The sequence below is a fragment of the Pseudomonas sp. BMW13 genome (genome assembly GCF_013357275.1).
GTDB lineage: Bacteria > Pseudomonadota > Gammaproteobacteria > Pseudomonadales > Pseudomonadaceae > Aquipseudomonas > Aquipseudomonas khazarica.
The window spans coordinates 228,808-246,641 of sequence record NZ_SUKD01000012.1 but is presented as its reverse complement, the minus strand read 5'-3'; the positions used below and the strand labels follow the sequence as shown (position 1 = coordinate 246,641).

At 64.4% G+C, this 17,834-nt stretch carries 17 protein-coding genes and 1 riboswitch; of the genes, 10 read left to right on the top strand and 7 right to left on the bottom strand.

Going from position 1 to position 17,834, the window contains the following annotated elements; genetic code table 11:
* Nucleotides 1–7 precede the first annotated feature (7 nt).
* Nucleotides 8–100: riboswitch (S-adenosyl-L-homocysteine riboswitch) on the bottom strand.
* Nucleotides 101–283: 183 nt separating this feature from the next.
* From E4487_RS10205 to E4487_RS10195, 3 genes are all read left to right on the top strand, one after another.
* The gene (locus E4487_RS10205) at nt 284–673 is read left to right on the top strand and encodes a hotdog domain-containing protein (protein WP_175253277.1); all 390 of its coding nucleotides are present in this window, start codon (nt 284–286) and stop codon (nt 671–673) included.
* Between the two features lie 221 nt (nt 674–894).
* The gene (locus tag E4487_RS10200) at nt 895–2,484 is read left to right on the top strand and encodes a methyl-accepting chemotaxis protein (RefSeq protein ID WP_150607673.1); all 1,590 of its coding nucleotides are present in this window, start codon (nt 895–897) and stop codon (nt 2,482–2,484) included.
* Nucleotides 2,485–2,594: 110 nt separating this feature from the next.
* Nucleotides 2,595–3,041: a cytochrome c gene (locus E4487_RS10195; RefSeq protein WP_037050097.1), complete on the top strand. Its 447-nt coding sequence runs from the start codon at nt 2,595–2,597 to the stop codon at nt 3,039–3,041.
* On the opposite strand, the gene E4487_RS10190 is transcribed toward E4487_RS10195, so the two are convergent.
* The 4 genes from E4487_RS10190 to E4487_RS10175 form a co-directional block, all read right to left on the bottom strand.
* The gene (locus tag E4487_RS10190; RefSeq protein WP_175253276.1) at nt 3,035–3,430 is read right to left on the bottom strand and encodes a DUF1090 domain-containing protein; all 396 of its coding nucleotides are present in this window, start codon (nt 3,428–3,430) and stop codon (nt 3,035–3,037) included. The two genes, E4487_RS10195 and E4487_RS10190, sit on opposite strands and share 7 nt — an antisense overlap.
* Nucleotides 3,431–3,701: 271 nt before the next feature.
* Complete coding sequence (gene metK / locus E4487_RS10185) at nt 3,702–4,892, bottom strand: methionine adenosyltransferase (protein ID WP_047591644.1); 1,191 nt, start codon at nt 4,890–4,892, stop codon at nt 3,702–3,704.
* Nucleotides 4,889–5,893, bottom strand: a complete 1,005-nt coding sequence (locus tag E4487_RS10180; protein ID WP_037050090.1) for a metalloregulator ArsR/SmtB family transcription factor — start codon at nt 5,891–5,893, stop codon at nt 4,889–4,891. Before E4487_RS10180 ends, metK begins: the two co-directional genes overlap by 4 nt.
* A 45-nt stretch (nt 5,894–5,938) precedes the next feature.
* Nucleotides 5,939–6,847 carry a LysR family transcriptional regulator gene (locus E4487_RS10175; protein ID WP_175253275.1) on the bottom strand — a complete coding sequence of 303 codons (909 nt, stop codon included), beginning with the start codon at nt 6,845–6,847 and terminating at the stop codon, nt 5,939–5,941.
* A gap of 111 nt (nt 6,848–6,958) precedes the next feature.
* Here E4487_RS10175 and E4487_RS10170 point away from each other — a divergent pair, with 111 nt between their 5' ends.
* The 7 genes from E4487_RS10170 to fba all read left to right on the top strand — a co-directional run bounded on the left by E4487_RS10170 (nt 6,959) and on the right by fba (nt 14,416).
* The gene (locus E4487_RS10170) at nt 6,959–8,113 is read left to right on the top strand and encodes a TDT family transporter (protein WP_037050086.1); all 1,155 of its coding nucleotides are present in this window, start codon (nt 6,959–6,961) and stop codon (nt 8,111–8,113) included.
* Nucleotides 8,114–8,212: 99 nt separating this feature from the next.
* A complete protein-coding gene (gene tkt, locus E4487_RS10165; RefSeq protein WP_037050084.1) occupies nt 8,213–10,213 on the top strand; it encodes a transketolase in 2,001 nt (666 codons plus the stop codon).
* A gap of 118 nt (nt 10,214–10,331) precedes the next feature.
* On the top strand, nt 10,332–11,399 hold the full coding sequence (gene epd, locus E4487_RS10160) for an erythrose-4-phosphate dehydrogenase (protein WP_037050082.1): 1,068 nt from the start codon (nt 10,332–10,334) through the stop codon (nt 11,397–11,399).
* 4 nt (nt 11,400–11,403) lie between these two features.
* Nucleotides 11,404–12,567: a phosphoglycerate kinase gene (locus E4487_RS10155; RefSeq protein WP_037050080.1), complete on the top strand. Its 1,164-nt coding sequence runs from the start codon at nt 11,404–11,406 to the stop codon at nt 12,565–12,567.
* Between the two features lie 112 nt (nt 12,568–12,679).
* Complete coding sequence (locus E4487_RS10150; RefSeq protein ID WP_037050078.1) at nt 12,680–12,874, top strand: hypothetical protein; 195 nt, start codon at nt 12,680–12,682, stop codon at nt 12,872–12,874.
* 9 nt (nt 12,875–12,883) lie between these two features.
* Nucleotides 12,884–13,204 (top strand): MliC family protein, encoded by a 321-nt coding sequence (locus E4487_RS10145; protein WP_175253274.1) that lies wholly within the window; start codon nt 12,884–12,886, stop codon nt 13,202–13,204.
* Between the two features lie 147 nt (nt 13,205–13,351).
* Nucleotides 13,352–14,416, top strand: coding sequence for a class II fructose-bisphosphate aldolase (fba, locus tag E4487_RS10140; RefSeq protein WP_037050072.1), 1,065 nt, complete (start codon nt 13,352–13,354; stop codon nt 14,414–14,416).
* Nucleotides 14,417–14,586: 170 nt separating this feature from the next.
* On the opposite strand, the gene E4487_RS10135 is transcribed toward fba, so the two are convergent.
* The 3 genes from E4487_RS10135 to E4487_RS10125 are packed head-to-tail and all read right to left on the bottom strand — an operon-like array spanning nt 14,587 to nt 17,825.
* On the bottom strand, nt 14,587–15,624 hold the full coding sequence (locus E4487_RS10135; RefSeq protein ID WP_175253273.1) for a TRAP transporter substrate-binding protein: 1,038 nt from the start codon (nt 15,622–15,624) through the stop codon (nt 14,587–14,589).
* 57 nt (nt 15,625–15,681) lie between these two features.
* Nucleotides 15,682–16,815 carry an aromatic ring-hydroxylating dioxygenase subunit alpha gene (locus tag E4487_RS10130; RefSeq protein ID WP_175253272.1) on the bottom strand — a complete coding sequence of 378 codons (1,134 nt, stop codon included), beginning with the start codon at nt 16,813–16,815 and terminating at the stop codon, nt 15,682–15,684.
* 41 nt (nt 16,816–16,856) lie between these two features.
* On the bottom strand, nt 16,857–17,825 hold the full coding sequence (locus E4487_RS10125; protein ID WP_175253271.1) for a PDR/VanB family oxidoreductase: 969 nt from the start codon (nt 17,823–17,825) through the stop codon (nt 16,857–16,859).
* Nucleotides 17,826–17,834 lie beyond the last annotated feature (9 nt).

Genomic DNA, 17,834 nt, shown 5'->3' with positions numbered 1-17,834 from the left:
CGTTGTCTGCGAATGGGCGCCGTTGATGCGTTTGGATAACGCCCCGGGCGAGCCTGACAAAACCGCGTGATGCGGATTTGCTGCAGCGCCCCTCGACCGGGTGGCGGGAGCGACCGGAGCGGTGCCGGTCGCGTGTAACCGGCAAATTATAGCTGCCCGTGCGGCACAGCCCAAGGCTTTCCGTCGTATTTGCCCGGCTATCGAAACCATAGCCGTGCCTGCCACGACAGGCACGGTGACGGCGGTGCATGATGGTCGCCCAACCTGGCAAGGAGAACCATGCATGAATTTCCATACCCGCAAGTGGATCAAGCCTGAGGATCTCAACCCCAATGGCACCCTGTTCGGCGGCAGCCTGCTGAAGTGGATCGATGAGGAGGCGGCGATCTACGCCATCGTCCAGCTCGACAACCAGCGCGTGGTCACCAAGTTCATTTCCGAGATCAACTTCGTCAGTTCGGCGCGCCAGAGCGACATCATCGAACTGGGCATCACCGCCAGCGAGTTCGGCCGCACCTCGATCACCCTGCGTTGCGAGGTGCGCAACAAGATCACCCGCAAGAGCATCCTCACCATCGACAAGCTGGTCTTCGTCAACCTCGGCGAGGATGGTCTGCCCGCGCCGCACGGCAAGACCGAGATCACCTATGTGAAGGACCGTCTCGGCACCTAGCGCCCTGGCTTTGGCGCCACGGGCCGACAGTTCGGCGGAAATTCTCTCCGGCAGGCCATGCCGGCTGGAGAGTGATCTATGCTCCAGTCTGATCGTTCGATTGCAACCAGTGGAACGCCCCGCCATGGCGTTCCTCCCTCCGGTGCCAGGGTTCTGGTGCCGGGATTCCCAAGCCAGGGAGGGTTGGCGAGGTTCGCTTCTGCACGCGACAGGAGTTCGCCATGTCAGCTAGCGCCTTCTTTGATCAGCTTCTGCGCAGCATTGGCCTGCGTACGCTGAATCACCAGTTCCTGTTTTCCTATGCGCTGATGTTCGCCATGGCGTTCGTGGCGTCCGTCGCTCTCTATCTCAGCCTGTCGGTCTCTCCGGAAACGATCAACGTTGCCGGTGCGCAGCGCATGCTCAGCCAGAAAATGACCAAGGAGGCCCTGCTGATTCGCCAGGGGCAACTGGACATGGCGACACTGGAAGCCACCATGGCCCAGTTCGATCAGGCTCATCGCGATCTGCTGAGCGGTAATGAGCAGCGCAAGGTCGCGGTGCTGGCGACACCCGAGATCAGGGCGCAGATGCAAAAGGTCGGCGACTTGTGGCAAGCCTTCAGGGGGCCTCTGTTGCAGGCAGCAGGAGGGGATAGCGCTGTGGACATGAAGCAGTTGGGCAGGCAGTCGGTCGACCTGCTGCGCGAGATGAACATGGCGGTTGGGCTGATGTCCGCGCATGTCGAGCGCTGGCAGCGCAGTCAGATGCTGTTGGCCTTCGGCTGCCTGCTCGGCATTCTGCTGCTGGTGGTGCTGGGGCGGCAGTTCGGTCTGCGGCCGCTGATGCAGAGTTTGCGCGAAGTGGAAGACTCACTGACCCGGGTAGGTTCTGGCGACTTCACCAAGACCCTCATGGGGAAGTTGAGCGACAACGAGATCGGTCGTATTTTCGCCGGCTACAACCGCATGCAGGCGCAGGTGCGCGAGCTTCTCGGTGAGGTCAAGGTCAGCGGCGAGCGTACCGCCGAAGACGTGCAGGGCGTGGTCGGTGCGGCGAATGTGGCCGGCGATGGTGTGCGTCAGCAGCACGAGGATATCGAGCAGGTTGCCACGGCCATGAATGAAATGAGTGCCACCGTCGCCCAGGTGGCGCGCCATGCTGCCGAGGCCGCGCAGTCGGCCCGGCACGCCGACAGTTGCGTACAGCAGGGACTTGGCGTGATCCAGCAAGGGGCCGACGAGGTGTCGAGGCTCGCCTCGCAGTTGATCCACAGCAGTGAGCAGGTGCAGCGCCTGGAGCAGGAAAGCAATGGCGTGGGGCGGGTGCTCGAAGTCATCACCGGAATTGCCGAGCAAACCAACCTGCTGGCGCTCAATGCCGCGATCGAGGCTGCCCGCGCAGGGGAAGCCGGACGTGGCTTCGCCGTGGTTGCCGACGAGGTGCGGACCCTGGCCAGCCGCACTCAACAGTCGACCGGAGAAATCCAGGCGATGATCCAGCGTCTGCAGAGTGGGGCGCGCGACGCCGTGGTGGCGATGCAGCAGAGCGCGGCCCTGGCCGAGGGCAATCTGACCAATATCCGAGAGGCCACCGATGTGCTCGGCACCATCGCGGGGGCGGTGGACAGCATCAATGTCATGAATGCTCAGATCGCCACGGCTTCCGAGCAGCAGAGCCAGGTCGCACAGGACATCGATCAGCGCATCACTCACATTGCCGGGCTGGCTCAGCGCACTCAGGAGGAAGTCGAGCAGGTGGTCGGTGTCAGCACGATGATTCAGGGAGAAGTGCTGCGACTGAACCAGCAGCTCGAGCGTTTCAGTACCTGAACCTCCGCTGACCAGATGGCGCCTGGCGGGTGTTGCGACATCAGGTGCCTTGGCCTGGTGCTGGCAAGTGGCGATACTGGCGCCCCTTTCTGTGCCTGGAACCTGTCGTCATGATGCTGAAGAAACTGCTGCTCGTCTGCGCCTGCATGGCGCTGGCCGCCTGTGGTGGTGTCGATCCCAACTCGCCGCTGGGCAAGCGTCAGGCCCTGTTCAAGGAAATGCTCAAGGTCAGCGAGGACCTGGGGGGCATGCTGCGGGGGCGTATTCCCTACGATGAGGCCGGCTTCATCACGGGCGCTGCCGAGCTGGACCGCCTGTCGCGCGAGCCCTGGCAGCATTTCCCGCAGGTGCGTGATGACGAGCGCAGCAAGGCCAACCCCGAGGTCTGGGAGCGCCAGGAGCAGTTCCAGAAGATGGCCCGTGATCTGGAGCAGACCACGGCGGCGCTGGTCCAGGCGACCAGCGCACCGCCGTTGCGCCGTTCCGAGCTCGAGCCAGCCGTGCAGGCGGTGGAGGACAGCTGCGAAGCCTGCCACAAGGCGTTTCGCGCCTACTGAGGCGAACGGGCTTCGGCTTCGGCCTGTTCCAGTTCGGCGCGGGCTTCGGCCAGCTTGGCCTGGCGCTTGCCGATCTTCTCCTGGTCGCCCTTGCCCATCGCGTCGCGCAGGTCCATCTCGCGCTCCTCGACCTCCTGGCGCGCGTCCTTCACATCGGCCAGGCGCTCCTGGCGCAGCGCGGCGTCATCGCAGTGCGCCTCGACCTTGCCCAGCGCGCGCTGCAGGCCCAGCAGCTCGTGTGAGTGGCCGCTCTGGCGGGCGGCTTCGATCTTCTCCTGGATGACCTGACGCTTGGCGGCGCAGTCGCCTTCGGGTTTGGCGGCCAGGATGGGGGTGACGTTCAGTCCGGCGACCAGCATCAGGCCGAGAACGGTGGCTTGGCGAATCATGGTCTTTCCTCGTGAGTCTCTCTCTCGAAGTGACCGCCAATGGCTCACGAGGTTCGCGGTGCCGAGCCGCTCCCTTGATCAGGGTCAGTGATCCGCAGGGTGCTTCCGAATCGGCAGGCCGGCGCTGGGCCTGTCTCGCGAAACGAGGGGGCTCCTCGGGGGCAAGGGCCTGGGCTGAGCTTCTATCCTGTGGCGCTCCGAGGTTTGCCCGGGTCAGGAACGAAAAAGCCCCGCACAGCCGAGGCTGGCGGGGCTTTGCTTCAGGCGCTGGTTACAGGCCGGCAGAGGCGCGCAGTGCCTCGACCTTGTCGGTACGCTCCCAGGTGAAGGTGGTGAAGCTGTCGTCGCCCACGGTCTTCTGTTCCGGGGTGCGGCCGAAGTGGCCGTAGGCCGCGGTGGCCTGGTACATCGGGTGGAGCAGGTCGAGCATCTTGGTGATGGCGTACGGACGCAGGTCGAACACCTCGCGTACCAGCTGGATGATCTTGTCTTCGGCGATCTTGTGGGTGCCGAAGGTGTTGATCGAGATGGAGGTCGGCTGGGCCACGCCGATGGCGTAGGACACCTGGATCTCGCAGCGGTCGGCGAGGCCGGCGGCGACGATGTTCTTGGCCACGTAGCGGCCGGCGTAGGCAGCCGAACGGTCGACCTTGGACGGGTCCTTGCCGGAGAAGGCGCCGCCGCCGTGACGGGCCATGCCGCCGTAGCTGTCGACGATGATCTTGCGCCCGGTCAGGCCGCAGTCGCCCACCGGGCCGCCGATGACGAAGTTGCCGGTCGGGTTGATGTGGAACTGGGTGTCCTTGTGCAGCAGTTCAGCCGGCAGGCTGTGCTTGATGATCAGCTCCATCACCGCTTCGCGCAGGTCCTTCAGCGACACGTCCGGGTTGTGCTGGGTCGACAGCACCACGGCGTCGATGCCGACGACCTTGCCGTTCTCGTACTGGCAGGTGACCTGGGACTTGGCATCCGGGCGCAGCCACGGCAGCAGGCCGGACTTGCGGGCTTCGGCCTGGCGCTCGACCAGCGCGTGGGAGAAGCGGATCGGCGCCGGCATCAGCACATCGGTCTCGTTGCTGGCGTAGCCGAACATCAGGCCCTGGTCGCCGGCACCCTGGTCTTCCGGCTTGGAGCGGTCGACGCCCTGTGCGATGTCCACCGACTGCTTGCCGATGATGTTGAGCACGCCGCAGGTGGAGCCGTCGAAGCCGACATCGCTGCTGGTGTAGCCGATGCCGTTGATCACGTCACGGACGATCTGCTCGAGGTCGACCCAGGCGCTGGTGGTCACTTCGCCGGCGACGATGGCGACGCCGGTCTTGACCAGGGTTTCCACGGCCACGCGGGCGTGCTTGTCCTGGGTGATGATGGCGTCGAGCACGGCATCGGAGATCTGGTCGGCGATCTTGTCCGGATGTCCCTCGGACACGGACTCGGAGGTGAACAGGGAGTATTCGCTCATGGATGGATTCCTTTTGTGCCGTAACTGAAGGCCGCTCGCTCAAGGGGCTGGGCGAAGTGGCGTAACTGAATCTGAAAGCCGTTTTTCAGGCCGATGTACAGGCTCTCGCCGGGCAGCAGACCGGCGGCGCTGGCCCAGCGCGACAGATCCTCCTGCTCGAAGCCTAGCCAGAGATCGCCGCAGGCCTCGCGGGCCCAGCTCTGGTCGTGGCTGCACAGCTCGCTGATCAGCAGGCTGCCGCCGGGTTTTACGTGCCGTGCCAGCTGGCGGAAAGCCTCGGCCGGGGTGGCGAAGTGGTGCAGCACCATGTTGAGCACCACGCAGTCGGCTGCTCCATGCTCGCTCTGCAGGGCATCGCCGAGTGTCAGCGCGACGTTGTCCAGCCCCGCGCTGGCGCAGCGCTGGCTCGCCAGCTCGAGCATGGCCGGGCTGTTGTCCAGCGCCATGACCTGGGCGAAACGGCGCGCCAACTCGGGCAGGAAGGCGCCGTCGCCCGGGCCGATTTCCATTGCCGTGGCGCCGGGGGCGAAGTGCAGGCTGTCGAGCAGGGCCAGCAGGCTGTCGCGGTACTGCGGCAGGCCGGCGATCAGGTCCTGCTGGGCCTGGAAGTTGCTGGCCATGCGCGCGAAGAAGTCGCGGCTGACAGTGGCGCGCTGCTGGTGTACCGCGGCAATCCGCGCTTGCCTGTCGGTCGGCACGGGTAGCTCGTCGACATCTTCCAGCAGTGCGGCGTGCAGACGCCCGTTGGGCAGCGCACGGCGATAGAAGATCGCGTTGCCTTCGCGGCGGGTGGCCACCAGGCCGGCCTGGGCCAGTACCTTGAGGTGATGACTCATGCCCGACTGGCCCATGGCGAAGATCTGCGCCAGCTCCAGCACGCCGAACGAGTCGTTGCTCAGCGCGCGCAGCACGTTCAGGCGCAGCGGATCGCCGCCGGCCTTGCACAGGGCGGCGAGCTCGTCGCAGGGGTCGAATTCCAGCTGGGATGCGCGCAGGGTCATGGTGGCGCAGTCTAGTCGGTCATTTTTCATACAGCAACAGCAATATCAAAATATTTTGATATTGCTGTCCGGTTGCTCCGTGGCGCCGCTCAAGGCCAGGAAGGCCGCGGGTGCCGGGCTCAGGCTCGCGCCCTGGCGCCAGAGTACGTGCAGGTCGCGCTCGATCTGCAGGTCCTGCACCTGGAGGTGGCGCAATTCGCCGCTGGCCAACTCGCGCTCGACGATGCGCTGCGACAGCCAGGCGATGCCCTGGCCGTCGGCGAGCAGGCGCTTCAGGGCCTCGGTGCTGCCGATGGCCATGCTGGCCTCGGGCTCCAGGCCGTGGGCGCGATAGGCCTGCTCGATGCTGACCCGCGCGCCCGAGCCGGGTTCGCGCATGTACAGCGGGTAGCGCTGCAGCATGCGCGCGGCCAGTCGACCGCTGCTGGCCAGTGGGTGATGGGGCGCCGCGACCGGCAGCAGGGCGTCGCGTGCCAGCAGTCGGTGGGCGTAGGCGCTGCGGACGAACGGCCCTTCGACGAAACCCAGGCTGACCAGGCCCTCGTCCAGTTGGCGGGTCACCACGTCCGTGTTGCTCACCTCCAGGCTGACGAAGATCTGCGGGTGCAGGGTGCGGAAGCGGCTGATCAGCGATGGCAGCAGGTAGGAGCCGAGCGTGGCGCTGGCGCCCAGGTTCAGTTCGCCCTGGCCGAGCTGGGCGAAGTCGCGCAGGTCGCGCTCTGCGGCGCGCTCCAGGTTGAAGATGCGCTGGGCGTAGTCGAGCAGGCGCCGGCCCCCCTCGGTCAGTTGCACGCCGCGCGGCTGGCGGTCGAACAGGCGCAGGTCGAGGCTGGCTTCGAGGTCGCGTATCTCGCGGGTGACCGCCGGCTGGCTGATGTGCAGACGCTCGGCGCCCGCGCTGATGCTGCCGGCTTCGGCGACGGCGAGGAACACCTTGAGATGGTGGAGGTTCATGGCATATCCATGCATTAAAGGTATGCCATGGATGCTGAATATGTATTTTTCATATGGCAAGCCGGTTCTTAACCTTGTCGGCGTCACTCATGTCACGGGACCACCCGATTCATGTCGCGCCCTTTCAGTCGTTTACCCGAACCGCTCGCCTTCATTCGTCACTTCACGCCCAACTGGTTCGCCATGACCATGGGCACCGGCGTTCTGGCGCTGGTGCTCGCCCATCTGCCCTGGCATCTGCCGGGCCTGGTCATGCTGGCGGAGGGGTTGTGGTTTTTCGCCGTCGGCCTGTTCGTTCTCTTCAGCCTGTTGTTCCTGCTGCGTCTGGCGCTGTTTCGCGACACGCTCTGGCCCATGCTGCTGCATCCGGTGCAGTCGATGTTTCTCGGTGCCATCCCCATGGGTATGGCGGTGCTGATCAAGGGCCTGCTGCTGTTCGGCGTGCCGCGCTGGGGCGAGGGCGTCTATGCGCTGGCGCATGCGTTGTGGTGGCTGGACGCGGTGCTGGCATTGCTCGGTGCGCTGCTCGTGCCCTATCTGATGTTCACCCGTCAGCATCATGCGCTGGAGAAGCTCACCGCAGTCTGGCTGCTACCGATCGTCGCACCCGAGGTGGCGGCCAGCGCGGCGGGCGCCCTGGCCCCACATCTTTCCGCAGCCGCCGCGCAGCAACTGCTGGCGGCCGGCTTCGTGCTCTGGGGGATGTCGCTGTCGCTGGCCTTCTCGCTGATCACGCTGGTGCTGCTGCGCCTGGCGCTGCACAAACTGCCGGATACCGACTTCGCTGCCACCAGCTGGTTACCGCTGGGCCCGCTGGCCACCGGCTGCCTGGGCCTGCTCAGCATGGGGCAGGCGGCGCCGCTGGCATTCGCCGGCACACCCCTGGCCGGCGCCGCGGAGCTGGCGCGTGACCTCGGCCTGGTCGGCGGCCTGGCGTTGTGGGGCGCGGGCCTGTGGTGGCTGGTGATCGCCACGCTCTTCACCCGTCACTACATTCGCGACAACATGCCGTTCAATCTCGGCTGGTGGGGGTTCACCTTCCCGCTGGGGGTGTTCGCCCTGGCCACCTTCGAGCTGCAGGCGCTGACGGGCCTGGCCTTCTTCAGCTTCGCCGGTGTGGTGCTGGCCCTGCAGTTGCTGGGCGTGTGGTGCCTGGTATTCAGTCGCACACTGGCCGGCGTCTGGCATGGCGAGCTGTTCCAGGCGCCTTGCCTGGGTGGGCCGGGCAGCCCTGCGGTGGGGGTTCTCAGCGAGCGCGTCGGCTGAGTCGACGGATCTACGACCATCTGTCATTGCCCCGCGGGGTGCGGCTGGGCGAAAATAGCCGCCTTTTTCCGTGAACAGCCCCCCGCAGGAGATTCAGCGATGCCCAGCCGTCGTGAGCGAGCCAATGCCATTCGTGCCCTCAGCATGGATGCCGTGCAGAAAGCCAACAGCGGCCACCCCGGTGCCCCCATGGGCATGGCGGACATCGCCGAAGTGCTGTGGCGCGACTTTCTGAAGCACAACCCGCAGAACCCGAACTTCGCCGATCGTGACCGCTTCGTGCTGTCCAACGGCCATGGTTCGATGCTGATCTACTCGCTGCTGCACCTGACCGGCTACGACCTGTCGATCGACGATCTGAAGAACTTCCGTCAGCTGCACAGCCGCACTCCGGGCCACCCGGAATACGGCTACACCCCGGGTGTGGAAACCACCACCGGCCCGCTCGGCCAGGGCATCGCCAACGCCGTCGGCTTCGCCATCGCCGAGAAAGTGCTGGGCGCGCAGTTCAACCGTGACGGTCACACCATCGTCGACCACAACACCTATGTGTTCCTCGGCGACGGTTGCATGATGGAAGGCATCAGCCATGAAGTCTGCTCGCTGGCCGGCACCCTCGGCCTGGGCAAGCTGGTCGCGTTCTATGACGACAACGGCATCTCCATCGACGGTGAGGTCGAAGGCTGGTTCACCGACGACACGCCGAAGCGTTTCGAGGCCTATGGCTGGCAGGTGATCCGCAATGTCGACGGTCACGACGCCGAAGAGATCAAGATGGCCATCGAGACCGCGCGCAAGAGCGTGGACCAGCCGACCCTGATCTGCTGCAAGACCACCATCGGTTTCGGTTCGCCGAACAAGGGCGGCAAGGAAGAGTGCCACGGTGCGCCGCTGGGCAATGACGAAATCGCCCTGACCCGCGCCAACCTGGGCTGGAACCACGGCCCGTTCGAAGTGCCGGCCGAGATCTACGCCGAGTGGGACGCCAAGGCCGCCGGTGCTGCCGCCGAAGCCGCCTGGAACGAGAAGTTCGCCGCCTACGCCGCCGCCTTCCCCGAGCTGGCTGCCGAGTTCAAGCGCCGCATCGCCGGCGAGCTGCCGGCCGACTTCGCCGAGAAGGCCGCCGCCTATGTGCGTGAAGTGGCCGAGAAGGGCGAGACCATCGCCAGTCGCAAGGCCAGCCAGAACGCACTGAATGCCTTCGGCCCGCTGCTGCCGGAATTCCTCGGTGGCTCGGCTGACCTGGCCGGCTCCAACCTGACCCTGTGGAAGGGCTGCAAGGGCGTGTCCGCCGAGGACGCTTCCGGCAACTACATGTTCTATGGCGTGCGCGAGTTCGGCATGAGCGCGATCATGAACGGTGTCGCCCTGCACGGCGGTTTCGTGCCCTATGGCGCGACCTTCCTGATCTTCATGGAATACGCCCGCAACGCCGTGCGCATGTCCGCACTGATGAAGCAGCGCGTGCTGTACGTGTTCACCCACGACTCCATCGGTCTCGGTGAGGACGGCCCGACCCACCAGCCGATCGAGCAGCTGGCCAGCCTGCGTGGCACGCCGAACCTGGACACCTGGCGCCCGGCCGATGCGGTCGAGTCCGCCGTGGCCTGGAAACACGCCATCGAACGCGCCGACGGCCCGTCCGCCTTGGTGTTCAGTCGCCAGAACCTGCCGCACCAGGCACGTGATGCCCAGCAGCTGGCCGATGTCGCGCGCGGCGGCTACGTGCTCAAGGACAGCGCTGGCGAGCCGGAACTGATCCTCGTTGCCACCGGCTCGGAAGTCGGCCTGGCCATGCAGGCTGCCGCCAAGCTCGAAGAGAAGGGCCGCAAGGTGCGCGTGGTGTCGATGCCGTCGACCAGCGTGTTCGACCAGCAGGATGCTGCCTACAAGCAGTCCGTGCTGCCGGTCGAGGTGGGGGCGCGTATCGCCATCGAGGCCTCGCATGCCGACTACTGGTACAAGTACGTGGGCCTGGAAGGCCGCATCATCGGCATGACCACCTTCGGTGAGTCGGCGCCGGCTGCCGCCCTGTTCGAAGAGTTCGGCTTCACCGTCGACAACGTCGTTGCCACGGCTGAAGAGCTGCTCGACGCCTGAACCGCTGACTCCCCTCCGCCGCGTGCGGGGGGCTGAGCGGAGAGGGTTGCGTTGCCGCTCTCTCCCCGGCCCTCTCCAGTGAATGGCAGAGGGAGTCGCCACGTTATCGAGATCGCCCATGTCCAATCGCCCTTTTCGCGTCGCCCTCAACGGCTACGGCCGCATCGGTCGCTGCGTGCTGCGCGCGCTGCATGAGCGCGGAGACGGGGCGAGCCTGGAAATCGTCGCCCTCAACGACCTGGCCGATCAGGCCAGCATCGAGTACCTGACCCGTTTCGACTCCACTCATGGGCGTTTCCCGGGTGAGGTGAAGGTCGACGGCGACTGCCTGCACATCAACGGCGACTGCGTGAAGGTGTTGCGCCAGAGCGAGCCGGAAGCGATCGACTGGGCCGCGCTGGATATCGACCTGCTGCTGGAGTGCTCCGGGCAGTACGTCACCCGCAGCGAGGCGCAGCGTTTCATCGCTGCCGGTGCGCCACGCGTGCTGCTGTCGCAGCCGATGGCCGGTGAGGCGGATATCGACGCCACCATCGTCTACGGGGTCAACCAGGATGGCCTCGATGGCAGCGAGCGCCTGGTGTCCAATGCGTCCTGCACCACCAACTGCGGCGTGCCGCTGCTGAAACTTCTCGACGAAGTGGTGGGTCTGGAGTACGTCTCCATTACCACCATCCACTCGGCGATGAACGATCAGCCCGTTATCGATGCCTACCACCACGAAGACCTGCGCCGCACGCGCTCGGCCTTCCAGTCGGTGATCCCGGTGTCCACCGGCCTGGCGCGCGGTATCGAGCGTCTGCTGCCGGAGCTGGCCGGGCGTATCCAGGCCAAGGCCATCCGTGTGCCGACGGTCAACGTGTCCTGTCTCGACATCACCCTGCAGACCGCGCGCGACACCTCCGCCGAGGAAATCAACCGCGTGCTGCGCCAGGCAGCGGAAAGCGGCCCGCTCAAGGGGCTGCTGGCGTATACCGAGCTGCCGCATGCCAGCTGCGACTTCAATCATGACCCGCATTCGGCCATCGTCGACGGCAGCCAGACCCGCGTGTCCGGCCCGCGCCTGGTCAACCTGCTGGCCTGGTTCGACAACGAGTGGGGTTTCGCCAACCGCATGCTCGATGTCGCCGAACATTTTCTTGCTGTATCCACCTCCTCTGTACAACCAGCCCCCGTGAAGGACTGATGCCATGACCGTTCTGAAGATGACCGACCTCGACCTCGCCGGTAAGCGCGTGCTGATTCGCGAAGACCTCAACGTCCCGGTGAAGGATGGCGTGGTCAAGAGCGACGCGCGCATCCTCGCTTCCCTGCCGACCATCAAGCTGGCGCTGGAAAAAGGCGCGGCCGTGCTGGTCTGCTCGCACCTGGGCCGTCCGGAAGAGGGCGTCTACAGCGAAGAAGACAGCCTGGCACCGGTGGCGGCCTACCTGAGCAAGGCGCTCGGCCGCGACGTGCCGCTGGTCAAGGACTACCTCGGCGGTGTCGAGGTCAAGGCTGGCGAACTGGTGCTGCTGGAGAACGTGCGTTTCAACAAGGGCGAGAAGAAGAACAGCGACGAACTGGCCCAGCAGTACGCGGCCCTGTGCGACGTGTTCGTGATGGATGCCTTCGGCACCGCCCACCGCGCCCAGGGCTCGACCCATGGCGTGGCCAAGTTTGCCAAGGTCGCCTGTGCCGGCCCGCTGCTGGCGGCCGAGCTGGATGCTCTGGGCAAGGCCCTGGACAAGCCGGCCCGCCCGATGCTGGCCATCGTCGCCGGTTCCAAGGTGTCGACCAAGCTGGACGTGCTCAACTCCCTGGCCGATATCTGCGACTCGCTGATCGTCGGCGGCGGCATCGCCAACACCTTCCTCGCCGCTGCAGGCCTGCCGGTGGGCAAGTCGCTGTACGAGGCCGACCTGGTCGACACCGCCAAGGCCATCGCCGCCAAGGTCAGCGTGCCGCTGCCGGTCGACGTGGTGGTGGCCAAGGCCTTCGCCGAAGATGCCGAGGCCACGGTCAAGGCCGTCGCCGACGTGAGCGAGGACGACATGATCCTCGACATCGGCCCGCAGACCGCCGCGCAGTTCGCCGAGATGCTCAAGGCTTCGCAGACCATCCTGTGGAACGGCCCGGTCGGCGTGTTCGAGTTCGACCAGTTCGGTAACGGCACCAAGGCCCTGGCCCTGGCCATCGCCGACAGCGCAGCGTTCTCCATCGCCGGTGGTGGTGACACCCTGGCGGCCATCGACAAGTACGGCGTGGCCGAGAAGATCTCCTATATCTCCACCGGCGGCGGCGCCTTCCTCGAGTTCGTCGAGGGCAAGGTCCTGCCGGCCGTCGAAGTGCTCGAGGCGCGCGCCAAGGCCTGATGCGGCGCGTCATGGGTGTGGCCCTGCTAGGATGAAAGGCGAATCCCGTTTCTGCTCCGGTTAAACCCTGGGCGAATCGGGTTGTCCGATTCCTCGAGCAAGGAGCAAGACCATGGTCAGGTGGATGCTGCTGGGTATTGTCGGTGTGCTGTTGGGCGGTTGTGCGGGTGATCCCCATACGGCCCGCGAAAAGGCCTGTCGGGTGTTCAGCCCGGCACAGATCGAAACGCCCAGCAGCCAGGGCAGTGGCAGTATCGACGGACAGAGCGGCGCCAATGGTGGAATGCCCAGCCAGCGTTGTGATTGAGGAGGGCGAATGAACAGTGCAGGGAATGTGGGATTGCTCAGCGCCATCCTGTTGCTGACGGCGTGCGCCGAGCAGCCGGCGGCGAGTGATCGCTGGATCAGCTGGATCTGTGACAACAAGACCGAGGTGCTATGGCGCCCGGCAGGTGAGGACGCCATAGATCTGCGTCTGGGCGGCAGCGACATCGCCCACCGCCTGAGGCTCACACCCTCTGCCTCGGGGGCGCTGTACAGCGATCCGATGCTGGCCTTCCACACCAAGGGTGATGAGGGGCTGGTCTACCGGGTCGGCACCGAGCAGGTGGTCGGTCGCGGCTGCAAGCCGCGCTGAGTAGCGAGAACTTTGCAACACCGCGCGGTCATCTCGCCGCGCGCAGCGGAAGTGGGCGACGCGTCCCTTCCGGATTACTTGAACAACGCCGGCCCCTGCGGCAGGCTTGCACGATTAACGACCTCCAAACCGGGAGACAGTAACACCATGGCACTTATCAGCATGCGCCAGATGCTCGACCACGCCGCCGAATTCGGCTACGGCGTGCCGGCCTTCAACGTCAACAACCTCGAGCAGATGCGCGCCATCATGGAAGCCGCCGACAAGACCGATTCGCCGGTCATCGTCCAGGCGTCCGCTGGTGCCCGCAAATACGCCGGTGCGCCGTTCCTGCGCCACCTGATCCTGGCTGCCATCGAAGAGTTCCCGCACATCCCGGTGTGCATGCACCAGGATCACGGCACCAGCCCTGACGTCTGCCAGCGCTCGATCCAGCTGGGCTTTTCCTCGGTGATGATGGACGGCTCGCTGAAAGAAGACGGCAAGACGCCGGCCGACTACGAGTACAACGTCCGCGTGACCCAGCAGACCGTGGCATTCGCCCACGCCTGCGGTGTGTCGGTGGAAGGTGAGCTGGGTTGCCTGGGCAGCCTGGAAACCGGCATGGCGGGTGAAGAAGACGGCGTTGGCGCCGAAGGCGTGCTGGACCACAGCCAGCTGCTGACCGACCCGGAAGAGGCCGCCGACTTCGTCAAGAAGACTCAGGTCGACGCCCTGGCCATCGCCATCGGTACCAGCCACGGCGCCTACAAGTTCACCAAGCCGCCAACCGGTGACGTGCTGTCGATCGAGCGCATCAAGGAAATCCACAAGCGCATCCCCAACACCCACCTGGTGATGCACGGTTCCTCGTCCGTTCCGCAGGAATGGCTGAAGGTGATCAACGAATTCGGCGGCGACATCAAGGAAACCTACGGTGTGCCGGTCGAGGAAATCGTCGAGGGCATCAAGCACGGCGTGCGCAAGGTCAACATCGACACCGACCTGCGTCTGGCCTCTACCGGTGCCATGCGCCGCATGATGGCCGAGCACCCGAGCGAGTTCGACCCGCGCAAGTTCTTCGCCAAGACCATCGTCGCCATGCGTGACATCTGCATCGCCCGCTACGAAGCCTTCGGCACCGCCGGCAACGCCTCCAAGATCAAGCCGGTCTCCCTGGAAGGCATGTTCCAGCGCTACGCCAGTGGCGAGCTGAACGCCAAGGTCAACTGATCGACGACGGGCAAGAGCCCGCCGCGTTCAGCCTCAGCCGGACCGCGTCGCGGCTGAGGCTCTGATCCCAAACACCCCGTAAAGGCGAAGCTTTTGCGGGGTGTTTCATTTCGAGGGGAGGGTCATCGTTGGCTGCGTCGCTGCGAGTTGATCATGGCAAGGGCTTTGGTTCAGTAACTCTGGCCGTTGGCCTTGGCGATGTCGCGAAGGGTGTTGGCCAGCCAGGTGCCGTTGATTCCTTTTTCATCTCCTTCGCTCGACCAGGCCTCCGTCACTCGTTGACCAGCTTCGCGCATCTGCAGGTAGTCGGTATCGTCGATCGTGGTGAGCGTCGCCCCCTTGTCCTGCACCACTTGGCGGGCACGTGCCGCTTCCCTGTCCCAGCTCGCGCCGAACGTGGTGGAGAGCGACAAGCCGCTGTTGCGGTCGATCACCGCGCGAAGGTCATCCGGTAGTTGCTCGTAGCGCTGTTTGTTCATCAGGAAGCTGAGCAGTGTGGTGGAGAAGATTGGCTGGCCGTTCACGGGCTCTGAGTGAAAACGAGTGATTTCATCGAGTTTCAGCGCAGGTACCACTTCCCAGCCCACCAGCGCTCCGTCGATCACACCTTTGGACATTGACTCGGTCATCTGTGCCGGTGGCATGCTGACGGGAGTGGCGCCGAGAGAGTCGAGCAGGCGCGAGGTCATGCGCGTCGAAGCGCGCAGCTTGGCACCCTGGAAGTCGGCAAGCGAGGTGATATCCCTCTTGCTGTTGTGCAATTGCATGCCGCCATCGCTGTGCAGGGCAAGTACCTTGTAATCGGTGTAATCGTCCTTCAACGCCTGCTCATAGAACTCCCAGATGATCTTGGAGCCGAGTTCGCCATTGGCCGGCAGCATGAATGGCAGCTCGACGGCCTCGCTGCGTGGGAAACGGCCGGTTGCGTATCCAGGTGCCGTCCAGACGATGTCCGCCACACCTCGGCGAACCTGGTCGGGCAGCTGCGCAGGAGTTCCACCCAATTGCATTGACGGGTAGATCTGGCACCGGAGGCGGTTGTCCGATTCTTTTGCGATCTTGTCGCACCAGGGCTGGATCACGCTGCGCTGAGCGTTGGAAACCGCAGGAAGGAAATGAGCGACTTTCAGCGTTACGGTCTCGGTTGCCAGGCTGGCGGAGGCAACGGCGCTGAGGGCAAGCAGGGAAAGAACTTTGAGGCATTTCATGGCGTGGTCTCTCTTTTTGTTCTAATCGGAAGCCAGTGGTCTGCGTGCAAGAGTGAATCAGGGCCGGAACTGTTCGGAAGATCCGGCTACCCGAGGTGTGGAGCGAGCTGCCGCTTCCAGCGCTGCGCGTCGCTTGAGGTAAACGCGCATGGCCACGGCCGGAGCATCGCTGGCCACGGAAATCTCGTAGTGATTCTCGTCGACATCGCCAATCACTTCTTCCAGCGTCCCGAGCCCCTCGACGTCCTCCTCGAAGGCTGCAAAGAGCTGCTCGTGCATGAATTCGCCCAGTGCATGATCATCCTGGGCGAAGTCACGTCCGTGGATGATGTGGTAGTGCATCGTGTGTTCCGTCTCTGGGGTAAGAATATGGGCTGTATGGATGTGGAAGATCGGGCGGCTGTGCTCTGGTAACGCTGTATCGTAAAAGGTGACGCTGACCCTGTGCAGAGCAGGGCTGATGAACTCCGAGGTGACGATGCGCGCGGCGGTTGGACCCTCTATCTTGGTGGTCTTGGCCCAGACCGCCGACAGGGTAGTGGGCACGACACGACGAACCAGCTTGTAGTGGCCCTCCTCGATATCCAGATCGAAGGGGGCGCTGGCATAGTCCGGCGTACCGATGGTGTTGGCGTGGAGGAACTGCAGATGCGTCAGGTCGAGCAGGTTTTCATGCATGCTCACGTAGTTGCCTGGATGGTGGAAGTAGCCTGACGAGCACTCCCATGTAGGATCGGCTGTCCAGGGCTGGTCAGGGATTCGGCTGTCGTCGGCGAGTCGCGTATCACCCATCCAGATCCAGAGCAGCGGGCCACGTTCGACCAGTGGGTAGGTACGAATACCGATCCCCCGGGGGCAGGCTTTCTGCGAGGGCACCTCGATCAGCTCGCCGCGCTCGCTGTAGCGAAAACCATGGTAGTTGCAGACGACCGTGTCGCCGTCCAGGGTGCTCTTGGAGAGCGGGTATGAGCGATGCACGCAGCGATCATCCATCGCTATCGCCGTACCTTTCTGGGTGCGGTACATCAGTATCCGCTTGCCCAGCAAGGTCCGGGGCAACAGCTCGCGGCCGACATCAGCGGCAAAAGCGGCCACGTACCATTCGTTGAATACGAACGGCGTGTCTCGGGTAGCCATCTGGCTAGCCGCCTTGCGTGAGCTGAGGATTAGATTTTCAGCAGGCAGAGTCATGGTTGGAGTCTCCGTTTGGGCCACCCGGGTGGCGGTAATGATCAGAGATCGAGTTCTAGCGAGGGGCCCAGAGCACGGGAAACACAGATCATCATGCTCGTGCCTGCCGCCCGTTCTTCTGCGGAGAGCACATGGTCGCGATGATCCGGTGTGCCGGCGCAGACGGTTGTTTCGCAGGTGCGACAGATGCCAGCACGGCAGGAAAAGGGCGCCTCGATGCCATTTGCTTCCAGCGCGTCAAGAATGCTTTGGTCGTCCGATACCTGGATGGATCTGCCAGTGCGCCGCAGCACGACCTCGAAGCCTGCGCTGCCAACCACTTCTGGCTGTGGCAGCTCGGGCGGCGTGAACCATTCGAAGTGCACGCGGTTGGCAACTGTCGAGCTAGCGCTCTTGACTGCTTGCATCAGCGGCTCGGGGCCGCAGCAGTAAAGTTGTTCATCGGCGCCAAGCGAGGTGACCAGCGTGCCCACTGGCAGATGCGCGCCCTGGTGTTCGTCAGTGAAGTGAAAGTGTGTGCGCTGTGGGTCGAGAGCCAGTAGTTCTTCATAGAAGGCGGCGCGGGTGCGATTGCGTGCTGCGTATACAAGTCGCCACTCCTTGGCATGCCGTGCACACCAGCGAATCATCGAGAGGATCGGTGTGATACCGATGCCACCGGCGACGAAGCAGTAGCGTGATGCCTCCTCATCGAGTGGAAAGTTGTTGCGTGGTCCGTTCACCACCAAGGTATCGCCCTGACGCAGTGACTCATGAATGAAGCGTGAGCCACCGCGTGTTTCCTGCGCGAGGCCAACGGCGATTACATAGCGATGTCGCTCCGCTGGGTCGTTGAGCAGTGAGTAATGGCGGATCTTTCCGTTGCGCAGCTGCAGTTCTAGATGCGCACCCGGCGTAAAGGGCGGCAAGTCGCAGCCGTCGAGGGATGCGAGTTCGAAGGCAAGTACATCTTTGGCTTCGGCGCGGACATGCTCCACCCTCAGCACCAGGCTTTCGGTTACGTTGCTCATTGTTCTTGT